The following is a 24330-nucleotide window of genomic DNA, read 5'->3' as shown; positions in this document are numbered from 1 at the left end:
ATGCCTGAAGCGACAGCGAGAGACCGTGTGAGCAGCCTTTTGACGGCGTCCGGCCGGAGCGATGTTCCGCCGTTCATGGTGATGGACGTGATGGCCGCGGCGGCGCGAATCGAGGCCGCCGGCGGCCATGTCATCCACATGGAGGTGGGGCAGCCCGCCGAGGGCGCGCCGAAGCCGGCGATCGCGGCCGCACAGGCCGCCCTTGCCGGCGGCCGGATCGACTACACGTCAGCGCTCGGCATCCCCTCATTGCGCGCGCGCATCGCCCGGCATTACCGCGACACGTATGGCTGCGCGGTCGATGCGGAGCGCATCATCGTCACCACGGGCTCGTCGGGCGGGTTCATCCTGGCGTTTCTTGCGATGTTCGAGCCGGGCGACCGGGTCGCCGTCACCGTGCCGGGCTATCCGCCTTACCGGCACATCTTGACCGCGCTCGGCTGCGAGCCCGTGCTGATCGAGACCTCCGGCGACACCCGCCACGCGCTGACCGGGGAGGCGCTGCTGGCCGCCCATCGCAAGGCGCCGCTGAAGGGCGTGCTGGTCGGCAGCCCTGCGAATCCGACCGGCACGATGATGTCGCGCGAGGCGCTGTCGAGCCTGATGGCCGCCGCCGACAGCGCGGGCATCCGCTTCATCTCCGACGAGATCTATCACGGCCTCGACTACGCGTTTCCGGCGGTGACGGCGGCGGCGCTGTCGCCGAACGCGCTCGTCATCAACTCGTTCTCGAAGTACTTCTGCATGACCGGCTGGCGCGTCGGCTGGATGGTGGTGCCCGACGTGCTGGTGCGGCCGATGGAGCGGCTGCAGCAGAATTTGTCGATCTCGGTGCCGACCTTGTCGCAGATCGCCGCCGAGGCGGCGTTCGAGGGCCGCGAGGAGATGGAGGCGATCAAGCGCGGCTATCAGGAGAATCGCCGCATCCTGATCGAAGGCTTGCCCAAGGCCGGGCTGACCAAGTTCCTGCCGGCCGACGGCGCATTCTATCTTTACACCGATGTCTCCGACTTCACCTCCGACAGTTTCGCGTTCGCCAGCGAGATGCTCGAGAAGGCGCATGTCGCAGCGACCCCGGGCGTCGATTTCGACCCGATCCACGGCCGTGCCTTCATCCGATTTTCCTATGCGCGCTCTGCGGCGGAGATGCAGGAAGCAGTTGCGCGGATCGCGCATTGGCTTAAATAGCCCGCGAAGTTCGAGATCTTTCCGTCTTGTCAGACAGATCGATTTCGCATCCGGCGCCGTGATCGCGGCCGCGTGGTGCGCGGCAGATCGTCGCGGATAAGCGGCAGGGCGCAAACAGTTCCAGTTTGACTCGAACGGCCAAGTTGATCTTGGCTATTTCCGCCATTTCTGAGGGGGAGTGACACATGGCAACGGCAACCGTTGCCACGGCTTCACCGGCGTCTGCCGGTGGCAAGCCGTGGTACAAGATTCTCTATGTTCAGGTTCTGATCGCGATCGTGCTCGGCGCGCTGGTTGGCTGGTTGTGGCCCGGCATTGCCACCAACGAGTGGATCAAGGCGCTCGGCGACGGCTTCATCAAGCTGATCAAGATGGTGATCGCGCCGATCATCTTCTGCACGGTGGTCTCGGGCATTGCCCATATCCAGGACGCCAAGAAGGTCGGCCGCATCGGCGTCAAGGCGCTGGTCTATTTCGAGGTCGTCTCGACTTTCGCGCTGGTGATCGGCTTGCTCGTCGGCAATATCGTGAAGCCGGGTGCGGGCTTCGGTGGCGCGGCGGCGAGCGCCCAGGCGGTTGCCGGCTATGCCAAGCAGGCGGAAGCGCAGAAGAGCGTCGACTTCGTGCTGCACATCATTCCAGACACTGTGGTGGGTGCGTTCGCGCAGGGCGAGATCCTGCAGGTGCTGCTGTTCTCGGTGCTGTTCGGCTTTGCGATCATGGGCCTCGGCGAGCGCGGCCACACCATCCGCTCGTTCATCGACGACGCCGCGCATGCGGTGTTCGGCGTGATCTCGATCGTGATGCGGGCGGCGCCGATCGGTGCGTTCGGCGCGATGGCCTTCACCATCGGCAAGTTCGGCACCGGCGCCATCCTCAACCTGATGGGGCTGATCGCGACCTTCTATCTGACCGCAGCCCTGTTCGTCCTCGTGGTGCTCGGCATCATCGCGCGGATCGCCGGGTTCTCGATCTTCAGGTTCCTGGCCTACATCAAGGACGAGCTCCTGATCGTGCTCGGCACCTCGTCCTCCGAGAGCGCGCTGCCGTCATTGATGGAGAAGCTCGAGCGTCTCGGCTGCTCGAAGTCCGTGGTCGGCCTCGTGGTGCCCACGGGTTATTCGTTCAACCTCGACGGCACCAACATCTACATGACGCTGGCGACGTTGTTCATCGCGCAGGCGCTGGGCTACGACCTCTCGTTCAGTCAGCAGCTCACGATCCTGGTGGTGGCGATGCTGACTTCGAAGGGCGCCTCGGGGATCACCGGCGCGGGCTTCATCACGCTGGCGGCAACGCTTGCCGTGGTCGATCCGCGGCTGGTGCCGGGCATGGCGATCGTGCTCGGCATCGACAAGTTCATGAGCGAGTGCCGCGCGCTGACCAATCTGTGCGGCAACGGCGTCGCCTGCGTGATCGTCGCCTGGTGGGAGGGCGAGCTCGATCGCGACAAGCTCAATGCCAATCTCGCCCGGCAGATCGACCCGACCGACCTGGAGACCGCCCTGACGACGGATTGATCTTCTTTCGACGTCAGAAGCGATCCAGCCGATACGGCGAGGTGTCCACCGAGGATGCCTCGCCGTTCATCGTTTCGGCCAGCACCCGTGCTGTCGCCGGGCCGAGCGTAAAGCCCTGATGGCCGTGACCGAAATTCACCCACAGCCCGCGATGGCGCGGCGCCGGCCCGAGCACCGGCAGCATGTCGGTGGTGCAGGGGCGGGTGCCGAACCAGGGCTCGGGCTCGACACGGCTGCCGATCTCGATCAGCTCGCGTGCGGCCGCTTCGGCATGGCCAAGCTGGATCGGCGTCGCCGGCGCATCGGGGCTGGTCAGCTCCGCGCCGGTCGTGATGCGGATCCCCTTGGCCATCGGCGCCATCGCATAGCCATTCGCGGTGTCGACCAGCGGCAGGTCGAGCGAGCGACCGCCCTGGTAATGCATATGGTAGCCGCGCTTGCGTACCAGCGGGATCCGGTAGCCGAATTTGCGCAGCAATTGCGGTGACCATGGCCCGAGCGTGATCACGATGTGGGCGGCATCGATCCGGCCGCCGGTGGTGTCGACCGACCAGCCGGTTGTGGTCTCGGTCAGCGTCTGCGCGTCGCCGCGCAGCAGCGTGCCACCGAGACGCTCGAACAATCCGGCATAGGCCGAGACGAGGCCGCCGGGGTCCGACACGGTCCACGGCCCAAGCCAGTGAATGGCGCCGGGCAAGTCGTCGCGCAGCAAGGGCTCGGCTTTGGCGAGCTCGCTGCCGTCAAGCACGCGAAACTGCACGCCGAAGTCACGCTGGTTCTCTTCGGCGACTGCGATCGCCTGCTCCAGTGCCGCCGGGTCGCGATGCAGCAGGCGATAGCCGGCGCGGCGGATCAGATTGTCGGCATGCGCATCGCGGATCAGCGTGTCATGCTCTGCCGTGGCGTAGGCGATCAGGCGCGCCCAGGCGATGGTGGCTTCGCGGTGCCGCTCGGGCGTCGAGTTCCACCAGTAACGCAGCAGCGGACCGGCGTGCCCGGGCAACGACGCCAGACGGTAGCGCACGTCGTTGGTGCGTCCCATCGCGATCCTGGCGAGCGTTGCCGGATCGCGCGGCATCGGATAGGGCCGCACCGCCTCGCTCTGGATGATGCCGGCATTGCCGTAGCTGGTCTCGCGGCCCGGTTCCTTGCGATCGACGAGCGTCACCGACCAGCCGCGGCGTCGCAGGTGTAGCGCCGTGCTGACGCCCACCATGCCGCCGCCAAGAACGATCGCGCTTTGCATCGGGATCCGTCTCCGTCAGGCTCCGTCACGCCGGCGTCTGACGAACGGATGGCCTGTCCAATAAAAACGCCCGGCGTGAACCGGGCGTTTTGACTTTCAGGTGGCGCTAGTTGCCGCCGCCGCCGAAGCGGCGCGACCACCAGCCCTTGCGGGCCGGAGCCTCGGCCGTGGCGGCGTCCGGTGCGGACTGCGGGGCAGCGGCTGCGGGTTCAGGGGCAGGTTCCTCCGCCGGGCTCTGAGCCAGTGCCGCGGCCTCGGGCTGCGGGCTCGACGCGAAGCTGACCTTTTCACGCACAGTCGAGCGGCGGCGCTGCGCGCGATCGGCGTCCGCCGTGTCCTCGGCGGCAGGCGCCGCGACAGGCTCGGGCTCGGGTGCTGCAATCGCCTCAACCGGTGCGGCCTCGATCGGCTGCCATTCCGTCGGCGGGGCAAACAGCTCGGGCTGCGCGAGCGAGGGGGCCGGCTCCGCATCGTGGCTGTCGAAATCGGCGACCGCATCGGTGGCCTCGGGGGCCGCCGCGGGGCTCAACTCATCGGAGATCGATCCGGCGAGACCGTCTTCCGGTCCGCCAGTGCCGCGCCGCCGGCGGCCGCCACGACGTCCGCGGCGTCGCGGACGCCGATCGCCGTTGCCGGCCTGGTCGTCGCCGGCCGCGCCCTGCGCTTCGCCGCCTTCATCCTCGTCGCCTTCGGCATCCGTGGCGGCAACCGCCTCGGTGCCATCGGGCATGACATGCATCAGATCGCCGTCCTCGCGCGGCTGCGGAGCGCCATCACGCGGCTCGTTGGCGCCACCACGGCCGCGACGCCGGCGGCGGCGCTTGCGGCGCTGGCCGTCGCTGTCGCCCTCAGCGGCGCCCGATTCCTCGCCGGCCGCCCGGTCGTCGGCGAGGCCTTCGGTCTCGTCGGTCTCGATCTCGGCCTCGTATTCGAACAGTTCTTCCTCGTCATCCGGCTCATCGGCCTGCGCCGGCGCAGCGGCAGCTTGTGCAGCAAGCAGCGCCTTGGCGGCTTCGAGCGTATGCACCTGTTCGCCGCGATCGATGATGTAGGATTGCTGGCCGTGCACCGTGGCGTCGGCGACGATCGACAGCGAGACGCGGAAGGAGTCCTCGAGGTCGCGCAGATGGCCGCGCTTGTGATTGAGCACGTAGAGCGCGACGTCGGTGCGGGTGCGGACCACCAGATTGTGGGTCGCGCCCTTCATCAGGATTTCCTCGATGCCGCGCAGCAGCTGCAGCGCCACCGACGAGACCGAACGGACGTGACCGCTGCCGCCGCATTGCGGGCAGGGCTCGGTCGAGCTCTCCAGCACGCTGGCGCGGATGCGCTGGCGCGACATTTCCAGGAGGCCGAAATGCGAGATGCGGCCGACCTGGATCCGGGCACGGTCCTGGCGCAGACAGTCGGACAGCTTGCGCTCGACCGCACGGTTGTTGCGCTTCTCGTCCATGTCGATGAAGTCGATGACGATCAGGCCCGCGAGATCGCGCAGACGCAATTGACGCGCGACTTCTTCCGCGGCTTCCAGATTGGTCTTGAGCGCGGTGTCCTCGATATGGTGCTCGCGCGTGGCGCGGCCCGAGTTGACGTCGATCGAGACCAGCGCCTCGGTCTGGTTGATGACGATGTAGCCGCCGGAGCGTAATTGCACGGTCGGCGAGAACATCGCGTCGAGCTGGCTTTCGACGCCCATGCGCGAGAACAGCGGCTGGCCGTCGCGATATTGCTTCACCGCGCGCACGTTGGCCGGCATCAACATCTTCATGAAGTCGCGTGCTTCGCGGTAGCCGGCTTCGCCCGCCACCTGGATCTCGTCGATTTCCTTGTTGTAGAGGTCGCGCAGCGAGCGCTTGATCAACGAGCCTTCCTCGTAGACCAGGGTCGGCGCCTGCGACTTCAAGGTCAGGTCGCGCACCGTCTCCCACATCCGGATCAGGTACTCGAAGTCGCGCTTGATCTCCGGCTTGCTGCGGGAGGCGCCGGCGGTGCGCAGGATGATCCCCATGCCCTCGGGCACGTCGAGGTCCTGCACCACTTCCTTCAACCGCGAGCGGTCCTGGGCCGAGGTGATCTTGCGGCTGATGCCGCCGCCACGCGCGGTGTTGGGCATCAGCACGGCGTAGCGGCCGGCGAGCGAGAGATAGGTGGTCAGCGCGGCGCCCTTGTTGCCGCGCTCTTCCTTGACGACCTGCACCAGCATCACCTGCCGGCGCTTGATCACTTCTTGGATCTTGTACTGGCGACGGGGGCGGAACGCGCGCTCCGGAACCTCCTCGAGCACATCGTCGCCGCCGACGGACTCGACGACATCCTCTTCCTCGCCTTCCTCGCCGTCATCCTCGTCATCGTCTTCGCCAGCATCGTCGCCATGCCGGGCCTCGGCCGCGGCTCCGTCCGCAGGCGTTGCGTAGTCGGCGACGCCGTGCTCATCGGCGGCGGCGTGGACTTCGTCGGCAGCCCCATGCGGCGCGTCGTCGGCATGCGCGGCGTTTTCCGCGACCTGTTCCTCACGGGCCCGCTCGGGCTCATGATTGACCTCGGCGGTCTCGACGAATTCCGGCGCGGCTGACGCAACGGAGGCCTCGACCACCGCGACAACGGGATCGGACGGCGCGTCGGCGGCCGGCGCCTCGCTCACGACGGGGGCGTGGTCGTGATCGTGCGCATGATCATGGTCGTGGTGATGATCGTGATCATCGTGGCCATGATCGTCGTGACCATGGTCATGGTGATGCTCATGCTCATGCTCGTGGTGATGGTCGTCGTGATGCGCATGATCATGCGCATCATGCTCGTGACCCTCATGGGCGACCACGCCGTGCTCGTGATGCCCGGCATCATGTTCATGATGCCCCGTATCGACAGAATGTTCGTGAGCCTCGGCTGCCGGCTGCGCCTGCGCGTCGCCCGCGCCCTCGATCACCTCGCTCTGGACACGGTCGCCATGGCCGCGGCGGCGGGCATTGCGATGGCGCGACCGGCGGCGATGGCCGCGGTTCTCGTGCTCTTCCTCGGCCTCGCGATGGGCGCGCTCGTCGGCTTCGATCAGCGCCTGACGGTCGGCGACCGGGATCTGGTAGTAGTCGGGATGGATTTCGCTGAAGGCCAGGAAGCCGTGTCGGTTGCCGCCATACTCGATGAAGGCAGCCTGCAGCGACGGCTCTACGCGCGTGACCTTGGCGAGGTAAATGTTGCCGCGCAGTTGTTTGCGCTGGGCGGTCTCGAAATCAAACTCTTCGACGCGATTGCCGCGGACCACGACGACCCGGGTCTCTTCCGGGTGGGTGGCATCGATCAACATCTTGTTGGGCATTTTGGGGCTCTTGACGGCGGCGGGCGCGGATCAAGGCGCGCGCAAACTGCGCCGCCCGGTGACGCGACGGTCCACCTGATTCGGGGGTGAGGGGAAGGCCAAAACGCGTCTCGCGGCGCAGCGCCGGACGGGAACCCACCGGGATGATGCGACGGGCGAAGTTTTCACCTCGCGTCAGCGCGATCATTGGGGGGATCCTGGTCGGCAATGCAGTCTGGCGCATTAAGCGTCGGCCCGTCTAAACATGTTGGCGGCGAAATTGACCGCCGTATCTTTTGCTGAAGGCCCCGCCTGGCGCCGAAGCACCTGCCGGCCATCGCATATCGAGGCCCCAAGGGGCCGGATAATCGGTTACGCCGTGTCTCAAACCGTCCCTCTGGCGAGGGAGTGTGTCTGGGACCGGACGCCGCTCGGGCTTGAATCCGCCTCTCCGTGTCAGCCGCGCGCGGCGCTGGCTGGGGAGGGACCGGAAAAACACGGCGGGATCTTCGACTTGGAAGGTTCCACCGCTGCACCAAGAGGCTGAACGTGACACAACCGGGAGTACTAGCCGTCAGCAACTCCGTACATACGTGGATTGCCCGTCGCGTGCAAGGGAAGCGTCACGCCGCCGCAACACTCGGTTCTTTTCACCGGCGCGTCATTAGCCTGCGATTAACCGTGCGGTTCTAATGCGGTAAGAAGCAGCTGGGAGGCTCCGAATCGGGTGGAGAACCGCGCAAAACACCTTGTTTTCTTGGGATGCGGGCTGTTGTGCGCTGCAGCATTGGCGCTTGCCGTGGCCAGCGCCCCGAGCGCGGCCGAGGGACCAAAGGACGGCCAGCCGGCCGCCACTGCTTCTGCCGCCAACGCTCCGAATTTCCCGGTCGCATCCGGCGCCAGGCTCGCCGGCGACGACAAGCAGACCCGATTCATCCTCGATCTCGACCGCAAGATCGAGTTTCGGGCTTTCCCGTTGGCCGACCCCTACCGTGTCGTGGTCGATATCCCGCAGGTCAGTTTCCAGCTTGCTGCCGGCACCGGCGCGGCGGCGCGGGGATTGGTGAAGGCGTTCCGCTATGGCCTCGTGATGCCCGGCGGCTCCAGAATCGTGTTCGACATGACCGGCCCGGTGAAGATCGCCAATTCCTATGTGCTCGATGCCGCCAATGGCCAGCCGCCGCGGCTGGTGCTCGACTTCGAGCAGGTCGATCGCACCAGCTTCGTGCAGTCGCTCGCGCCGGAGAGCCGGCCCGAATTGAAGCCCGCGATCTCCGAAGGCAACACGGCAAGCATCCCCGCCGTCACCACGGCGGCATTGCCGCCGGTTGCGACCACCGACTCGCGTCCGCTGATCGTGATCGATCCCGGGCACGGCGGCATCGACAACGGCACCCAGTCCGGCGACCAGACCGAGAAGAGCCTGGTGCTGGGCTTTGGCCTCGCTTTGCGCGATCGGATCGAGAAGTCGGGCAAATATCGCGTGGTCATGACCCGGTCTGACGACACCTTCATCCCGCTCAACGACCGGGTGAAGATCGCCCGCTCGCAATCCGCGGCACTGTTTGTCTCGATCCATGCCGATGCCTTGCCGCGCCGCGAGGGCGACGCCCAGGGCGCCACGATCTACACCGTGTCGGACAAGGCTTCCGACGCCGAGGCCGAACGGCTGGCGGAAGCGGAAAACAAGGCCGACGCGATCGCCGGCGTGAACCTGACCGACGAGCCGACCGAGGTCGCCGACATCCTGATCGACCTCGCGCAACGCGAGACCAAGACCTTCTCCAACCGCTTCGCCCGCCTGCTGATGGACGAGATGAAGTCCACGGTGCGGATGCACAAGCATCCGCTGAAATCGGCCGGCTTCCGGGTGCTGAAGGCGCCCGACGTGCCGTCGGTTCTGGTCGAGATAGGCTATGTCTCCAACAAGGGCGACCTCGAGCATCTGATCTCCGAGAACTGGCGCAACAAGGCCGTCGGATCGATGGTCCAGGCGATCGACGCGTTCTTCGCCAAACGGCTGGCAACCGCCGGACCTGCAAAGTGAAATTGGCCGTCTGAAAAGCCCGGGCCGTGGCCCGGAAGCCCTAGTTTGGCCACAGCGGCGACGCTATAGACAAGGGACCGCAGGTCCGCAGAATCGACCATATTGTCCGGCGGCTTTTGTTTATTCGCGTGCGCAAGGCGGCTCGCTGGGCCAAGGCTTTGAAGTAAGGCCTCAATGCAAAGGCCTCGACGATGTAAAGGCCTCCGTTATGTGAGGCTTCGCACTTTTGGACAGGCGCTTCTGACGATTGAGCGCCGGAGGGTAGGAACGGAACGTCGATAATGCGCCTGCTCGTGCGGTTCATGGGTTTCTTGTTCGCCGCCGGAACGGTCGTGTTCCTGGTCGGTGTCGCCGCCGTCGCCGGCGCCATCTGGCATTTCTCCAAGGATCTGCCCGACTATTCGCAGCTCCAGGACTACGAGCCGCCGGTGATGACCCGCGTGCACGCCGCCGACGGCGCGCTGCTCGGCGAGTACTCGAAGGAGCGCCGGCTCTATCTGCCGATCCAGGCGGTGCCGAAGCTCGTGATCAACGCGTTCCTCGCTGCCGAAGACAAGAACTTCTACGAGCATGGCGGCATCGACTATCAGGGCATGGCGCGCGCTGCGATCGTCTACGCGCAGAACTACGGCTCCAACCGCCGCCCGCAGGGTGCCTCGACGATCACCCAGCAGGTCGCCAAGAACTTCCTGCTGACCAACGAGGTCTCGTTCGCGCGCAAGATCAAGGAAGCCTTGCTGGCGATGCGCATCGAGCGCGCCTATTCCAAGGATCGCATCCTCGAGCTCTACCTGAACGAAATCTATCTCGGGCTCGGCGCCTACGGCATTGCGGCCGCGTCGCTGGTTTACTTCGACAAGTCGGTCAATGAGCTGACGATCGCGGAGGCGTCCTATCTGGCCTCGCTGCCGAAGGCGCCGGCCGCGCTGCATCCGGTGCGCAACCGTGACCGTGCGATCGAGCGCCGCAACTATGTGATCGACCGCCTGCTGGAGAACGGCTGGATCAAGCAGGCCGACGCCGACAAGGCGCGCAAGGACCCGCTCAACGTCACCAGTCGCTCGAACGGCGCGCACATCTTCGCCGGCGAATATTTCGCCGAGGAAGTCCGCCGCGACATCTTCGAGCGCTACGGCGAAAAGAAGCTCTATGAGGGCGGCCTGTCGGTCCGCACCACGCTGGATCCCAAGATCCAGGTGATGGCGCGCAAGACCATGGTCGCCGGCCTCGTCAATTACGATGAGGCGCAGGGCTGGCGCGGGGCGGTGCACAAGCTCGACGTCTCCGGCGACTGGGGCGTCAAGCTGGCCGACGTCAAATCGCTCTCCGACATCTCGCCGTGGCGGATGGCAGTCGTGCTCGAGACCAGTGATCAGTCGGCGCGGATCGGCTTCCAGCCGGGCCGCGAGCTCGGCGGCGCGGTCAGCAAGGAACGGCAGACCGGCATCATCACGATGGACGGCGTGCGCTGGGCGAAGAGCAAGGGCAAGGCGCCGACGGCGGTTTCGCAGGTGCTGCAGCCGGGCGACGTGATCTATGCCGACCCGCTGGTGACCAAGGACGGCAGTGCGGTCGAGGGCCAGTATCGCCTGCGGCAATTGCCTGAAGTCTCCGGCGCAATGGTGGCGATGGATCCGTGGACCGGCCGCGTGCTCGCGATGGTCGGCGGCTTCTCGTTCGACCAGAGCCAGTTCAACCGTGCGACGCAGGCCTACCGGCAGCCCGGATCGTCGTTCAAGCCGATCGTGTACTCGTCGGCGCTGGACAATGGTTATACGCCGTCGACCACCGTGATCGATGCGCCGATCGAGATCGATCAGGGGCAGGGCGCCGGCGTGTGGCGTCCGGAGAATTATTCGTCCGGCAAGTATTACGGCCCGACCACGCTGCGCAACGCGTTGCAGCGCTCGCTCAACACCGTGACGGTGCGGCTCGCGCAGGACATCGGCATGCCGCTAGTCGGCGAGTACGCCAAACGCTTCGGCGTCTATGACGAACTGCCGAACTATCTGTCGTATGCGCTGGGTGCCGGCGAAACGACGGTGATGCGTATGGTCACGGCGTATTCGATGTTCGCCAATGGCGGCCGTCGCGTGAAGCCGACGCTGATCGATCGCATCCAGGATCGCTACGGCCACACCATCTTCAAGCACGACAGCCGCGAATGCCGCGGCTGCGACGCGCCGGGCGGCTGGAAGAGCCAGCCGGAACCGCAGCTCGTCGACCGCCGCGAGCAGGTGCTCGATCCGATGACCGCCTATCAGATCACCGAGATGATGGAAGGCGTGGTCCAGCGCGGCACCGCGACCGTCGTCAAGGAGGTCGGCAAGCCGATCGCCGGCAAGACCGGCACCACCAACGACGAGAAGGACGTCTGGTTCGTCGGCTTCTCGCCGGATCTCGCGGTCGGCGTCTACATGGGCTACGACAAGCCGCGCAATCTCGGCCGCACCGCCACCGGCGGTCACGTGGCAGCTCCCATCGCGCGCGACTTCCTCAAGCTTGCGCTCGCCGACAAGCCGCCGACCCCGTTCAAGGTGCCGGCCGGCATCAAGCTGATCCGCGTCGACGCCAAGACCGGCATGCGCGCCGGCCCGGGCGATGGCGGCAACACCATCCTCGAAGCCTTCAAGCCGGGCACCGCGCCGCCGGACAACTACTCGGTGATCGGTGTCGCCGATGCCGATGGCCGCGGCCCTGCACCCGGTCCGCAGCCGTCGCAGAGTGGTGGGCAGCCCGATGGCGGCTTCTTCATGCGACCGGGAACCGGGGGGCTGTATTAGCGGTCGTTTCGGCCGAATCGCCGGGATAGCGTGGCCAAGCCGATTGCGCTTTGCCGCGCCGGTCGTTACATCCCCGGCAAGCTTTTTCACCAACACCTGAAAGACCATGCGCGCGGAAATCGAACGCCTTGTTGAAGAGATCAAGCAGTCAGTCGGGCTGCTGAGGAGGCATCTTTGACGTCGAACAATCGACGGCACGCCTCGCTGAGCTGAACAAGCTCGCTGAAGACCCCAATCTCTGGAACGATCCGCAGAAGGCCCAACGGCTGATGCAGGAGCGCACCTCGCTGGAGGACTCGCTCTCGGGCATCGGCAAGGTCGAGCGCGAGCTCGAAGACAATATCGGCATGATCGAGCTCGGCGAAGCTGAGAACGATGCGGCCGTGGTCGCCGAGGCCGAGAAGGCACTGAAGGACCTCAAGAAGGAGGTCGCCCGGCGCGAGCTGGAAGCGCTGCTCTCGGGCGAGGCCGACAAGTTCGATTCCTATCTCGAGGTCCATGCCGGCGCCGGCGGCACCGAGAGCCAGGACTGGGCGCAGATGCTGCTGCGCATGTACACGCGCTGGGCGGAGAAGCACGGCTTCAAGATCGAGTTCCTCGAGGAGCAGCAGGGTGAAGAGGCCGGCATCAAATCGGCCACCATCCAGATCTCCGGCCACAATGCCTATGGCTGGCTGAAGACCGAGGCCGGCGTGCATCGCCTGGTGCGCATCTCGCCGTTCGATTCCAACGCGCGGCGGCACACGTCGTTCTCGTCGGTGCAGATTTTCCCGGTCATCGACGACTCGATCAAGATCGAGATCAAAGAGTCCGATGTCCGCACCGACACGATGCGGTCGGGCGGCGCCGGCGGTCAGCACGTCAACAAGACCGAGTCGGCAGTGCGCCTGACGCACATTCCGACCGGCATCGCGGTGGTCTGTCAGGCCGGACGCTCCCAGCACAAGAACCGGGCACAGGCCTGGGACATGCTGCGCGCACGGCTTTACGAGATCGAGCTCAAGAAGCGCGAGGAGCAGGCGGCTGCCGATCAGGCCGCCAAGACCGACATCGGCTGGGGTCACCAGATCCGCTCCTACGTCTTGCAGCCCTACCAGATGGTGAAGGATCTGCGCACCGGCGTGCAGACCTCCGATACGTCGGGGGTGCTCGACGGCGATCTCGATGAATTCATGGCGGCGACCCTGGCGCAGCGTGCGTTCGGCACTGGGCCCGGCTCCGTCGAGGATGTGGATTAGCCCATGACGCGCGTCGCTTTCATCGGATTGGGACGCATGGGCCACGGCATGGCCGGCCGTTATCTCGATGCCGGTTTCACCGTTGCGGTGTGGAACCGGAGCAAGGCCAAGGCCGAGGATTTGATCGCGCGCGGCGCGCTGTGGGCGACCTCGCCGGAGGACGCCGCGATCGATGCCGATGCCGTCGTGACCATGGTCGCAGACGACGAGGCGTCGCGCGCGGTCTGGCTGACCAAAGACGGCGCCGCCGCCACCATGAAGGCCGGCACGCTGGCGATCGAGTGCTCGACGGTCTCGTACCAGCACACGCTGGATATGGCGCGCGAGCTCAACAGCCGCGGCCTGATCTACATCGATTGTCCGGTCACCGGGCTCCCCGAGGCGGCGGCCGCGGGCAAGCTGACGCTGCTGGTGGGCGCCGATGCCGCTGATCTCGAGAAGGCTCGGCCGTTCCTTGCCCCGATCGGCAGCACGATCCGTCATTTCGGCGCGGTCGGCACCGGCACCGTGTTCAAGCTGATCAACAATCTGATCGGCGCGGTGCAGATCGCAAGCCTCGCCGAGGGCGTCGCAATCGCCGAGCAGGCCGGCCTCAACATGCAATTGGTGGCCGAGGCGCTGGCGAGCGGTGCGATCGCGAGCCCGCAGATCATCCGCCACAGCAAGCGGATGATCGACCGCAATTTCTCCGGCGCATCGTTCACGGCGGCGCTGCGCCACAAGGATGCCGACTACGCCGTGCGGCTCGCCGAGACGCTGCTGCCCGGCGTGCCCGTGAGCCGCGCCGCGCTCACCGCCTACGACAAGGCGAGGGCCCATGCGCCCGACGGCGACGAAGGCCAGATGATCGAGATCGTGTCGCGGCCGAAATAGGCAGAGCCGCCATTCACGGAAATCGGGTGGCCAGCGCCGCCGCGCCCGGCTAGGCATCAGCACCTGCGCAGATGAGTGCCCGCCATGCCTTCCGCCGACAACAGGATCGATCGCCGCGACTGGGGGCTGCTTCTCTTTCTGTCGGTGCTGTGGGGTGGCTCGTTCTTCTTCAACGGCGTCATCCTGCGCGAATTGCCGCCGTTGACCCTGGTGCTGCTGCGCGTCGTGCTCGGCGCGCTCATCCTGCTGCCGCTGCTGCGGGCGCGGAAGATCGAATTCCCGCGTGGTATGTCCGGCTGGGCGCCGTTCACCGCGATGGGGTTGTTCAACAACGCGCTGCCGTTCTCGCTGATCGTGTTCGGGCAAACCTATATTCCGAGCGGGCTGGCCTCGATCCTCAATGCGACGACGCCGCTGTTTGCGGTGGTCGTGATGGCGGTGGCCGGCGAGGAGCGGCTGCAGGCGCGCCGCGTGGCGGGCGTGGTGGTCGGGCTGATCGGGGTCGCGATCCTGCATGGTGATGCGCTCGGCTTCGAGAGCAGGCAGGGCATCGGCATCCTGCTCTGCCTCGCTGGCGCGTTCAGCTACGGCATCGCGGCGCTGGTCGGTCGGCGGCTGCCGCAGCGCGTGCCGCCGTTGGGCACGGCGACGTTCCAGATGATGGCCTCCAGCGTGATGATGGCAGTCGTTGCCGGCGTGGCCGAACGACCTTGGCTGCTGCCGATACCGCATCTGACCACGTGGCTTGCCGTGCTCGGGCTCGCGGTGCTGTCGACGGCGCTGGCCTATATCGTGTTCTTCCAGATCCTGCAGCGCTCCGGCGCGACCAATGTGATGCTGGTGACGCTGCTGCTTCCGGTCACCGCGATGCTGCTCGGATATCTCGTGCTCGGCGAGCCGGTCGCGCCGCGCGAGGTGATCGGCGCGCTCGTGATCGCCAGCGCGTTGCTCCTGATCGACGGGCGCGTCTTGATCTGGTTCAGCCGCGCGCCTGCTTCCACGCCGCATACCAGCCGGTGAAGCGGCCGCTGTCGCGCTCGCCGCCGTGCCAGGCCGCGTAGGCGGTGCCGTCGTCGGCGACCAGCACCACGGCATCGAGCCCCCTGGAGCGACGCAGCGTGTCCATTGCCTGCGCCGGCGTCTGCGCGATCGGGCCCGCGACGTTAAACGACGTGTTGACCGACATCTCGACGCCGATATGGCGCCCGAGCGCCTTCAGATAGGCATAGGTGAGGGGATCGTCGGCCTCGCGCACGATCTGGATGCGGCCGGTGCCGTCGGCATGCACCACGGCGGGAATCTTCGCGCGTGCCTCCGGCTTCGAATGCGCCGTGAGCACCATGTAGTTGTAGGCGTTGTAGTCGGCGTCGGACGCGCCGTCTTCGAGTTCGAAATAGTCGCGCGCGGCCTGCAGCGTCGCCATTGGCGCCAGTGGCCGGATCGCCTCGCGATATTTGACGCGCTTGTTGAGCCGCTCGCGGACCTCGGGGTCGCAGGGGTTGGCGAGGATCGAGCGATGGCCGAGCGCGCGCGGACCGGTTTCAGCCGCGCCCTGATAGATCGCGATCACGCCGCCTTGGGCCACCATGCCAGCCATCAGATCGGCAACCGCATCGCGCCCTTCCGATGTCGCGACATTGCCGATCTCGGTGGAGGCGACGTCGTCGGCGCGCAGCGCCGCGGTGATGTCGGCGTTCGAAGGCGGCAGGCCGCAATAGAAGGCGTGCGACAGCGGCGCGCCGCGCACAGCGCCCGCCATATGCGCGAACAGCCAGGCCGCGCCGATCGGCACGCCGGGATCGCCGGGCACCGGCGGCACCCACATATGCAACCGGGTCTTCCGCTGCTGCACGCGTTCGAACCACGCCTCGTCGAAGTGCTCGAGCAGCCGCATATTGCCGAGCGCGTTCAGCGCCACACCGCCGGTCAGCACCAGGCGGTCGGTACCGGTGATGCGGAGGAGATGATCGATGACATGGATCATCGCGTCCTCGAGCACCAATTGCGTGGCGGCCGCCTTGTCGACGCGGTCCTTGGTGTCGGGGCGGTGATTGATGTCCTCGACGCGCAGCACGGCGTCGGGATTCCAGAGCTGCTCGGGCCGCAGCGGCGGGCCGAGAATATCGATCAGCGGCTGATGATAGGGATTGTCGGCGGGATCGGCATACCAATTGGCCATCGCGCGATTGAGCCGCACGCTGCCGTTGGGCCCGAGCTGCAGCACCGCCTTCAGGCGCTGGTAATAGGGATTGGTAGCGCGGTTCATGTCGCCCCAGGCGGCAGCGCCCATGTAGCGGCCCTCGCTGGAGAGCCAGGTCCAGCCGCCCTGGCTCGACGAGATCACTGTGTAGAAAGCACCGAGCGAGTCGAACAGGCTCTCATTGCAATAGAGCTGCTTCATCTCGCCGTTCTCGGCGACATAGAGCGAAATTGAACCGACGTCGCCGGTGCCGTCGAGCACCGCAATCGCGACACGCTCGCCCGTGTCGGCGAAGGGCGAGGCCGTGAAAGAATACCAGGCATGATTGTCGTGATGTGGCATGCAGATCAGCGGCAGCTGTTCTCCGAGCCCGTACATGTTGCCGAGCTTGCGCGAGATGCGCCGCACCTGGTCCATGTGCCGCAGCTTGATCGCGGGCGCGACCGGCGCGCGCAGCAATTTGAAGCTGGCCGGCGCTTCCTCGAACGAGGTGCGGATCAGCATCGCGATCAGCGCCGGATAGTCCCACGTCGTGACGAAGGCCGCGATGTCGCCGATGTCGCGGCCCATCCGTTGCAACACCTTGCGCATGTCGTCGAGCGCGTGTTGCGGAAACTCATTGGTGTGTTTGTTTCCGGAAAAGCGCTCTTCCTCGTTGTTGACGATCAGGCGCGGTCCGTCCTTCTGGGTGACCTCGACCAGCGCGACGCCGGTGTTGTGCGTGCCGGGGCAGGCGAGGCCGGCGATGTAGACGGTCTCGCCGCGCTGCAGCCTTTCGCGGATCGAGGCGATGGTGCGTTGCGCGAACTCGCCATTGGCCTTGTGCAGGCCACGCTTCGCCAACGCACGTTCGCTGAGGCGGCGCGTGATCTCGTAGCCCGCGGCCGCAATACGCGGATGCCGCGGACCGGTGCGAATGTCCGGTTTACGCAATCAGAACGCCTCGACTCGTGATCCCCAGATCGACTTCAATCATAAATAGCGCCAGGCAACAATGCCGTTTCGCCCAACGGAAAAACCCAGCGCTTGCCAGCACATGCGTCTCTTGCGAGACTTGCCGCCAAAACCAACGACAAAAATCGGGAGAAAATGATGCGGGCTCGTCTCGGATATATTGGCGCGATTGTGGCCTTCGCAAGTGCCGCATTGATCACGACTTCGGCCACGGCGCAGAAGAAATACGATCCCGGCGCGAGTGATGGCGAAATCAAGATCGGCAACATCATGCCGTATAGCGGCCCGGCGTCGTCCTACGGCGTGATCGGCAAGACCGAGGCCGCGTTCTTCAAGATGATCAACGAGCAGGGCGGCATCAATGGCCGGAAGGTCAACTTCATCAGCTACGACGATGCCTATTCGCCGCCGAAGGCGATCGAGCAGGCGCGCAAGCTGGTCGAGAGCGACGAGGTGCTGCTCATCTTCCAGCCGCTCGGCACGCCGTCGAATTCGGCGATCATGAAATACATGAATGCCAAGAAAGTGCCGCAATTGTTCGTCGCCTCCGGCGGCACCAAGTTCGGCGATCCCAAGAACTTCCCCTGGACGATGGGCTTTCAGCCCAACTACCAGAGTGAGGGGCGCATCTACGCGAAATACATTCGCGACAAATTCCCCGACAGCAAGATCGCGGTGTTCTGGCAGAATGACGACGCCGGCAAGGATCAGTTCAAGGGCCTGAAGGACGGCCTCGGCGACAAGGCCAACATGATCATCGCCGACAAGTCCTACGAGGTCTCCGATCCCTCGATCGATTCGCAGATCGTCGCGCTGCACGATTCCGGCGCCGACGTCTTCTTCTCCTGGGCGGCGCCGAAGGGATCGGCGCAGGCGATCCGCAAGGTGGGCGAGCTCGGCTGGAAGCCGAAATTCTTCCTCGCCAACACCGCGACCTCGGTCGCCTCGGTGCTGAAGCCGGCGGGCCTCGAATATTCAAAGGGCATCATCTCGACGGCCTATCTGAAGGACCCGACCGATCCGACCTGGGACAAGGATCCCCCCGTCATGCAGTGGCGCGCCTTCATGGACAAGTATTATCCCGACGGCGACAAGGGCAACGCCAACAACCTCTATGGTTATGTGCAGGCCGAGGCCATGGTGCAGGTGCTGAAGCAATGCGGTGACAATCTCACGCGCGAGAACGTGATGAAGCAGGCCGCCAATCTGAAGAACTTCCACTCCGACCTGATGCTGCCGGGCGTCATGGTCAACACCTCGCCGGACGACTACTTCCCGATCGAGCAGATGCAGTTGATGCGATTCAACGGCGAAGCGTGGGAGCTGTTCGGCGACGTCATCACGGGTGAGGTCGGGCACGACGCGACGCGGTAGGCGGTGATGGGAGGCACTGCTTGTATCGCAACACCACCGTCGTCCCGGCGAAGGCCGGGACCCATACGCCGCGGCGGTCGTTGTAAACGGGACTCGTCGTTCCAGCGTTGCGCGACAAGCAGCATCGGTGGTTATGGGTCCCGGCCTTCGCCGGGACGACACCGAATATGTTGCGCGGTATTAGTGCGGCGGCGCACCACAGGTGTCCGCCAAGATCTTCTCCGGCCGGCGGGCGCGCAGCGCCATGCCGCCGGCGACGCCGACGCCGATCACATACATCCAGCCCTCGTGAAAATCGGACAGATGCGAGTTCAGCAGCGAGCTCGTGATGTTCTGCACGACGGCAGCGAGGCCGATCCAGTTCACGAGATCGCGGCTAGTGAAGAGGCTGATGTGGCTGATCCACGTCGCGTACAGCAGCAGCACGCCAATGAGCCCCCACTGGATCGCGACATTGAAGGTCTGGTTGTGCGGGTTGTTGATCACCTCGGCCTCGAGGCCGGTTTGTCCTGTCGCATCCTGCGTGAACAGGTGCCTGATCGCACCGGTGCCGTGCCCGACGAGCGGCGCCTCGGTGATGAACTTCACCGATTTGCGCCAATAGGTCAGGCGCTGCGCTGTGGAGGCGATCCCGGACGTGTCATGTGCGCGATACTCGACGCCGACGTCGGCGATGCGTTGGCGCAAATAGGGGGACGTCGTCCACACCAGCAGGCTCGCCAGCGCGACAGCGGCGAACAGCAGCCGCGTGGCACGGCGGGACAAATGCAGCGAGGCGAACAGGACCAGCAAGATGGGCATGGTGACCAGCGCGGTCCGCGCCGAGACGACATAGAACATGTTGGCGACGAACAGCAGGATCAATGCAAGGACGCCGGCTGCGATGCGCCATTGCCGGGCCCGCAGCGCCGTCAACGCCGGCAGCATCAGTGCGAAGGCGCACAGCACGAATTCCTGGCTCTGGTCGAGGTAGTTCTTGACCGGCACGCCGTCGGAGGCGGTGTGCGCGAGCTTGAGCTGCGGCACCGCCAGCACGATCCAGGACAGCATCATCAGCAGCGTGCACGACGCCAGGAAAGCCAGGAACACCCAAAACCCGCGCTGCGAGCGCTGGAAGTAGCCGAGCAGGAACGGCAGCAGCAATAGCTTGCTCAGCGGCTTGATGCCTTGCAGCCGCTCGGCCCAGCCGGCTTCCGACCAGGCCAGGCCGAGCACGGCGAGCATGACCAGCGCAACCGGCAATGCAAAGGCCGGTTGCGCGAGGTCGAGAATGAACTGCTCCCAATCGATGGTCGGGATCACGGCGACGAGCCACAGCAGCATGAAGACGGCGAGCGCCGTCGTTGACCATGGCAGCGAAGCCGCGGCGAGTGCGATCAGGATGTCGGTCGCACGGGCATAGGCAGCCGAGCCAGGCCAGGCGCGGACACGATCCCGCCAATGCAGGACCGGCGCGATGGCGAGACGGATGGAGTCGGAATCAGTGCTCATGACCCGTCACACACTGTGCGCGGTCGCGCCGTTGAAGGTCGCCATCGCGGCGGTGAGCGCCGCCGCGGCGGTCGCGACATCAGGGGCCGGCCGATGCGACAGCAGGTCGCGCGCCTGGGTGTGGTGGCCGAAGCGCTCGGTGAGCTCGGTCCGGCACTCGCGGATCTTGTTCCGCCATTGCTCTTGCTCCGCCAGAACCCGGGTGACCGAGGCGCCGATGGATTCGATCGAGAACGGGTCGAAATAATCGGCGAGCTCGCCGGCGACTTCGCGGAACACGGCGATATCCGAACACAGCACCGGCGTGTTGACGGCCAGCGCCTCGATGATCGGCACGCCGAAGCCTTCGGCGAGGCTCGGCATGATCAAGCCATGGGCATCGGCAATCAGGGCGGCTTTCTCGTGCTCCTCGACATAGCCGGAAAAGCGGACATTGGGTGGTGCATTGCGGGTCAGGCTGGGCGCGCCGGTGTAGCCGATCACGACGAGATCGGCCTGGGGCAATTTGCGGAAGGCGCGGATGACCGCGGCGAGGTTCTTGCGCGGCTCGGCGGAGACGATCACGACGAAGTATGGCCGTCCGCTCGGCGCACCGGCTGCCGGCAGCGCCTGTGCATCGAACCTGGTGCGGGGATAGACCACCCGCGCTGGCAGATGCGCGAACTGCGGAAGCAAAGCGCGGAAGCGGCCAAGGCTGTAATTCGAGACGAAAGCGAGCTCGTCGGCCTGCTGCAGGCTGGTGAACAGGCGCGACAGGAACAGCCGCGTTGCGACGTCGCTGAGCTTGAGGTCGGTGAGCGGCAGCAGGTCGTGCACCACGCAGATCACCTTGGCGCCGCGCTTGCGCTGGATCGCGACCCGCGTCGGCGTGTCGACGAGGATGACGTCATAGCCGCGCGCATCGACCCGCGGCGGCGGTAGCCGCAGCAGTGCCGAGGTGTCCTGATAGCTGTAGAAGCCGGGCTCGAGCAGGAAGTCGCCGAACAGCCTGAGATGGCGCAAATCGGTCGGGATGTATTCGAGGCCGTCGGCATGGTTCTCGATCAGGCTGACGCCGGCCGGCAGCAGATGGAGCGCGCGCAGGAAGCTGACCGCGAATTCCAGCGAGGTCGCGGCGCGCAGCTTGCCGCGGAACCAGTCGACGGTGCGGCGCAGGCCGCCGCTGCTGCGCATGACGGGCGCATTCATGTCGGCCTCGTCGAGGAAGCGATAGAGCGCGAGCAATTCGATCAGCCGCGACCCGTCGGGCAGCAGCCTGGTGCGCTGCTGGCGCTGGCGCAGCTTGCGGTAGCGGCGCGTGGTCTCGACCAACAGCGTCAGCTCATGGCCGTCGCCGGCCAGCGAGCGGATCAGTTCGCGTGTGAAATGGAAGATGCCGCGCTTGTGGTTGGGTTCGCCGAGCGCCTCGCTGACGACCAGGATCTTTGTCATGCGGTTATTTCTGTGAGCTCGAGGTGATGCGGGATGGGTGGATCCAGCGCAACGGTGCTGGTGATGCGGCCGTGATCGAGATTGATGATGCGGTTGCAGGTCCGGCGCAGCAGCCCCTGGTCGTGCGAGGCGATGATCACGATCGCCGCGGCCTCGACCATCTTGCGCAGCCGCTGCTCGGCCTTGGCCGAGAAATTCTCGTCGACCACGCTGAGCCATTCGTCGAGCAGCAGGATGTCGGCGGGAAAGGCGGTTGCGGTCGCGAACAGCACGCGCATCAGCATGCCCGACGAGAACATGCGCAGCGGCAGCCGCTGCATGCGCGCCTCCAGCTCCGTGAAGGCCCAGATCTCGTCCAGGATCGCCGGCGTCGGCTTGCGTCCTGAGATCCGCAGCAGCAGGTTGATATTGTCGGCCGCAACGAAGTCGAGATTGACGCCGGCGCCGAGGCCAAGCAGCGGCACGATGTTGCCGGAAATCGCGACCTCGCCGCTGGTTGCCGGAAACACGCCGGCGATCAGCCGCAGCAAAGTGGACTTGCCGGAGCCGTTCGGCCCGGCGAGGCCGATGCGGGCGCCGGCCTTCGCCTCGATCGAGATATTGTCGACCGCGCGGATGGTGCGCATCTCGCTGGTCTGGCGGAACAGGCGGCCGAGCAGGCGGCGCTTCAGCGAGAAGTCGTAGGCGCCGTACAGCGGATAATCGAGGCAGACGTCGCGGAGGTCGATGCTTGCCATGTGCTAGATCCAGAATGCCGCTTTGCGCAATTGAGCGACCGTCACGGTCGCCGCGACCGCGAGCGCGGCAAGGCAGGCCAGCACGTAGATCACGCTCGTCGTCGCGACATGGCCCGATGCCAGCGGGTCGCGCCAGACTGCGAAGAGATGGGTCAGCGGATTGAGCCGCATCACGGTAGAGCCGCGATCGATCATCTCAGGCGTCCAGATGATCGGCGAAGCCAGGAAGGCCAGCGTCAGCGAGGACTCGATGATCGGCTTGATGTCGCGGTAGCGCGTTGCCAGCGCGCCGAGCACGAGGCACACCCCGAGCGCGCAGATGACGAACAGGACGAGGCCGGGCAGGGCGGCGATCGCGCCGCCGACATCCCGCGGTGTCAGCGCGAGCCACAGGATCAGCGGCACGACCGCGTTGTGGGCCGCGAACAGCGCCTGGCGGAAGGTACATTGCAGCAGGAAGATCACTGGCGGCAGCGCGCGATCCTTGATCAGGCTGGCCGAGCCCTGCAGCGCGGTGGTGGCGTCGAGCACGACGCTGTTGAGGAAGGTCCAGGCGGTGAGGCTCGCCGCCAGCATCGGCAGCCGCGCCACCGCGCTGGCGTTGGAGAGATGGCCGATGACCGAGCCGAGCACGGCCACCATGATCGCCATCTGGATCGACATCCAGAAGGGTCCAAGGAGGGAGCGGACGTAGCGATGGCGGACGTCTGACCAGGCCAGCGCTGCCGCGATCTGGATCGCGCCGACGAGACCGGCCGTTCGGGGGCGCGGGGCTGGGGCTGACGACCCTGCGTCCTTTGCGGCGGCCTCTTCGGTAACGACCTTGCGGTACACCGTCTCCACTCCCTCCTTGAAGGCTGATGTCGAGTATTTCGTGATCGCGCGATGGCGCGCGGCCTGCCCCATGCGGCGGCGCCGCTCGGGGTCGTTGATCAGCGTCTCGATGGCGTCGGCGAGGGCTGTGGGATCGCCGGGCGGCACGGTGATGGCCTCGAGGCCGTCGCGGGCGACATGCGGAACGCCGGTGTCGAGCGCGGTGTTGACGATCGGCCGACTCGCCGCCATCGCCTCGAGTTGGGCCAGCCCGAAGGTTTCCGCATTGGTCACCGACGGCATCACGAAGACGTCGGCGATGCGCATCAGCTTGACGCGTTCGCTCTCGGACACCGAGCCGAGCAGGCGGACGCGATCCTGCAAGCCGTATTCGCGGATCAGCTGCTCGAGATGGTCGCGCTCGCGGCCCTCGCCGACGATCCAGACCTCGAAATTGCGGGCGTGGGCGGCGCGCACCAGCACGTCAAAACCCTTGTAGGGCACCAGCCGGCCGCAGGCGAGAACGAGGCGGCCGCGGGCGTTGACGTCGTCGGCTTGCGCGGCGGGGCGGTCATACTTCTCGACATCGACGCCGAACGGAACGGCGTGGCACTTGTCGGCAAATTCCTGCAGCAGCGGCGTGGTTTCGATCAGCACCGGATCGGAGACGATGATCGCGGCGGCACGGCGCAAGGTCCGCCGCATCATCGGCTCGACCAGAAAGCGCAACGCCGCGTGCGAGACGATATCGGCGTGCCAGTGCACCACCAGTGGACGCGCGCGGCCGAGCCCGAGCGCGAACACCAGGTCGGCGAGCGGGAAGGGGGCGTGCAGCGCCAGCAGATCGTGCTCGGCGATGCGGCGCCACAGCCGCCACGGATAGGTCGGCGCCGCCGGCAGCGACAGCACATCGCCGAACGAATGCACGCGCTCGACGGCAACGTCATTGACCACGATCTGCCGCTCGCCGCCGGCGCGCGAGCAGACCAGCACGGCAGCGTCGAACGTGTCCTTCAGGGAGGCGCAGATGTCGCGGATCACGGTCAGCGTGCCGCCGAACAGGTCGGGGTAGTAGACCTTGAAGATGTGCAACACCGACGGACGCCGGGCCGGCGCGTTCAGACCAATCATGGGCGGCTC

The 24330-nt window shown here is 66.0% G+C and carries 15 protein-coding genes; 8 read left to right on the top strand and 7 right to left on the bottom strand.

Going from position 1 to position 24330, the window contains the following annotated elements; translation table 11 throughout:
* Positions 1 to 1188, top strand: coding sequence for a pyridoxal phosphate-dependent aminotransferase (locus BraRD5C2_RS08750; RefSeq protein ID WP_223967883.1), 1188 nt, complete (start codon positions 1 to 3; stop codon positions 1186 to 1188).
* Between the two features lie 185 nt (positions 1189 to 1373).
* Complete coding sequence (locus BraRD5C2_RS08745; RefSeq protein ID WP_223967882.1) at positions 1374 to 2708, top strand: dicarboxylate/amino acid:cation symporter; 1335 nt, start codon at positions 1374 to 1376, stop codon at positions 2706 to 2708.
* Positions 2709 to 2721: 13 nt separating this feature from the next.
* Here BraRD5C2_RS08745 and BraRD5C2_RS08740 read toward each other — a convergent pair whose 3' ends face one another.
* On the bottom strand, positions 2722 to 3954 hold the full coding sequence (locus BraRD5C2_RS08740) for an NAD(P)/FAD-dependent oxidoreductase (RefSeq protein WP_223967881.1): 1233 nt from the start codon (positions 3952 to 3954) through the stop codon (positions 2722 to 2724).
* A gap of 106 nt (positions 3955 to 4060) precedes the next feature.
* Entirely contained in the window at positions 4061 to 7270 is a 3210-nt protein-coding gene (locus tag BraRD5C2_RS08735; RefSeq protein ID WP_223967880.1) for an Rne/Rng family ribonuclease, read from the bottom strand.
* 706 nt (positions 7271 to 7976) lie between these two features.
* On the opposite strand from BraRD5C2_RS08735, the gene BraRD5C2_RS08730 reads away from it, so the two are divergent.
* From BraRD5C2_RS08730 to BraRD5C2_RS08710, 5 genes are all read left to right on the top strand, one after another.
* Positions 7977 to 9296, top strand: coding sequence for an N-acetylmuramoyl-L-alanine amidase (locus BraRD5C2_RS08730; RefSeq protein WP_223967879.1), 1320 nt, complete (start codon positions 7977 to 7979; stop codon positions 9294 to 9296).
* 281 nt (positions 9297 to 9577) lie between these two features.
* The gene (locus BraRD5C2_RS08725) at positions 9578 to 12079 is read left to right on the top strand and encodes a penicillin-binding protein 1A (RefSeq protein ID WP_223967878.1); all 2502 of its coding nucleotides are present in this window, start codon (positions 9578 to 9580) and stop codon (positions 12077 to 12079) included.
* 106 nt (positions 12080 to 12185) lie between these two features.
* Positions 12186 to 13317, top strand: a protein-coding gene (gene prfB, locus BraRD5C2_RS08720; protein ID WP_223967877.1) for a peptide chain release factor 2 whose coding sequence is annotated in 2 segments (ribosomal slippage) — positions 12186 to 12254 and positions 12256 to 13317 — 1131 coding nt in all. Because the reading frame shifts where the segments join, the coding sequence is not laid out codon by codon here.
* A 3-nt stretch (positions 13318 to 13320) separates the two neighbouring features.
* A complete protein-coding gene (locus BraRD5C2_RS08715; RefSeq protein WP_223967876.1) occupies positions 13321 to 14190 on the top strand; it encodes an NAD(P)-dependent oxidoreductase in 870 nt (289 codons plus the stop codon).
* Between the two features lie 84 nt (positions 14191 to 14274).
* The gene (locus tag BraRD5C2_RS08710; RefSeq protein ID WP_223967875.1) at positions 14275 to 15210 is read left to right on the top strand and encodes a DMT family transporter; all 936 of its coding nucleotides are present in this window, start codon (positions 14275 to 14277) and stop codon (positions 15208 to 15210) included.
* Here BraRD5C2_RS08710 and BraRD5C2_RS08705 read toward each other — a convergent pair.
* Positions 15170 to 17323 carry a carbamoyltransferase C-terminal domain-containing protein gene (locus BraRD5C2_RS08705; RefSeq protein WP_223967874.1) on the bottom strand — a complete coding sequence of 718 codons (2154 nt, stop codon included), beginning with the start codon at positions 17321 to 17323 and terminating at the stop codon, positions 15170 to 15172. The two genes, BraRD5C2_RS08710 and BraRD5C2_RS08705, sit on opposite strands and share 41 nt — an antisense overlap.
* A 159-nt stretch (positions 17324 to 17482) precedes the next feature.
* Between BraRD5C2_RS08705 and BraRD5C2_RS08700 the strand changes: the two genes are divergently transcribed.
* The gene (locus BraRD5C2_RS08700) at positions 17483 to 18718 is read left to right on the top strand and encodes an ABC transporter substrate-binding protein (RefSeq protein WP_223967873.1); all 1236 of its coding nucleotides are present in this window, start codon (positions 17483 to 17485) and stop codon (positions 18716 to 18718) included.
* Positions 18719 to 18898: 180 nt separating this feature from the next.
* On the opposite strand, the gene BraRD5C2_RS08695 is transcribed toward BraRD5C2_RS08700, so the two are convergent.
* The 4 genes from BraRD5C2_RS08695 to BraRD5C2_RS08680 are packed head-to-tail and all read right to left on the bottom strand — an operon-like array spanning position 18899 to position 24321.
* Positions 18899 to 20209, bottom strand: coding sequence for an O-antigen ligase family protein (locus BraRD5C2_RS08695; protein ID WP_223967872.1), 1311 nt, complete (start codon positions 20207 to 20209; stop codon positions 18899 to 18901).
* A 6-nt stretch (positions 20210 to 20215) separates the two neighbouring features.
* A complete protein-coding gene (locus BraRD5C2_RS08690; protein WP_223967871.1) occupies positions 20216 to 21640 on the bottom strand; it encodes a glycosyltransferase family 4 protein in 1425 nt (474 codons plus the stop codon).
* Complete coding sequence (locus BraRD5C2_RS08685; RefSeq protein ID WP_223967870.1) at positions 21637 to 22377, bottom strand: ABC transporter ATP-binding protein; 741 nt, start codon at positions 22375 to 22377, stop codon at positions 21637 to 21639. The genes BraRD5C2_RS08690 and BraRD5C2_RS08685 overlap by 4 nt, the downstream gene beginning before the upstream one ends.
* A gap of 3 nt (positions 22378 to 22380) precedes the next feature.
* Entirely contained in the window at positions 22381 to 24321 is a 1941-nt protein-coding gene (locus tag BraRD5C2_RS08680) for a glycosyltransferase (RefSeq protein WP_223967869.1), read from the bottom strand.
* Positions 24322 to 24330: the final 9 nt, after the last annotated feature.

Source organism: Bradyrhizobium sp. RD5-C2 (assembly GCF_019972155.1).
In the GTDB taxonomy this organism is placed as follows: domain Bacteria; phylum Pseudomonadota; class Alphaproteobacteria; order Rhizobiales; family Xanthobacteraceae; genus Bradyrhizobium.
This window is presented reverse-complemented; position numbering and strand designations above follow the sequence as displayed.

Excerpts from the sequence above, each read along its gene's own strand:
- BraRD5C2_RS08735 (WP_223967880.1), bottom strand. The coding sequence starts at position 7,270 with ATGCCCAACAAGATGTTGATCGATGCCACCCACCCGGAAGAGACCCGG.
- BraRD5C2_RS08710 (WP_223967875.1), top strand. The coding sequence starts at position 14,275 with ATGCCTTCCGCCGACAACAGGATCGATCGCCGCGACTGGGGGCTGCTT.
- BraRD5C2_RS08745 (WP_223967882.1), top strand. The coding sequence starts at position 1,374 with ATGGCAACGGCAACCGTTGCCACGGCTTCACCGGCGTCTGCCGGTGGC.
- BraRD5C2_RS08725 (WP_223967878.1), top strand. The coding sequence starts at position 9,578 with ATGCGCCTGCTCGTGCGGTTCATGGGTTTCTTGTTCGCCGCCGGAACG.
- BraRD5C2_RS08740 (WP_223967881.1), bottom strand. The coding sequence starts at position 3,954 with ATGCAAAGCGCGATCGTTCTTGGCGGCGGCATGGTGGGCGTCAGCACG.
- BraRD5C2_RS08685 (WP_223967870.1), bottom strand. The coding sequence starts at position 22,377 with ATGGCAAGCATCGACCTCCGCGACGTCTGCCTCGATTATCCGCTGTAC.
- BraRD5C2_RS08680 (WP_223967869.1), bottom strand. The coding sequence starts at position 24,321 with ATGATTGGTCTGAACGCGCCGGCCCGGCGTCCGTCGGTGTTGCACATC.
- BraRD5C2_RS08690 (WP_223967871.1), bottom strand. The coding sequence starts at position 21,640 with ATGACAAAGATCCTGGTCGTCAGCGAGGCGCTCGGCGAACCCAACCAC.
- BraRD5C2_RS08695 (WP_223967872.1), bottom strand. The coding sequence starts at position 20,209 with ATGAGCACTGATTCCGACTCCATCCGTCTCGCCATCGCGCCGGTCCTG.
- BraRD5C2_RS08750 (WP_223967883.1), top strand. The coding sequence starts at position 1 with ATGCCTGAAGCGACAGCGAGAGACCGTGTGAGCAGCCTTTTGACGGCG.
- BraRD5C2_RS08700 (WP_223967873.1), top strand. The coding sequence starts at position 17,483 with ATGCGGGCTCGTCTCGGATATATTGGCGCGATTGTGGCCTTCGCAAGT.
- BraRD5C2_RS08715 (WP_223967876.1), top strand. The coding sequence starts at position 13,321 with ATGACGCGCGTCGCTTTCATCGGATTGGGACGCATGGGCCACGGCATG.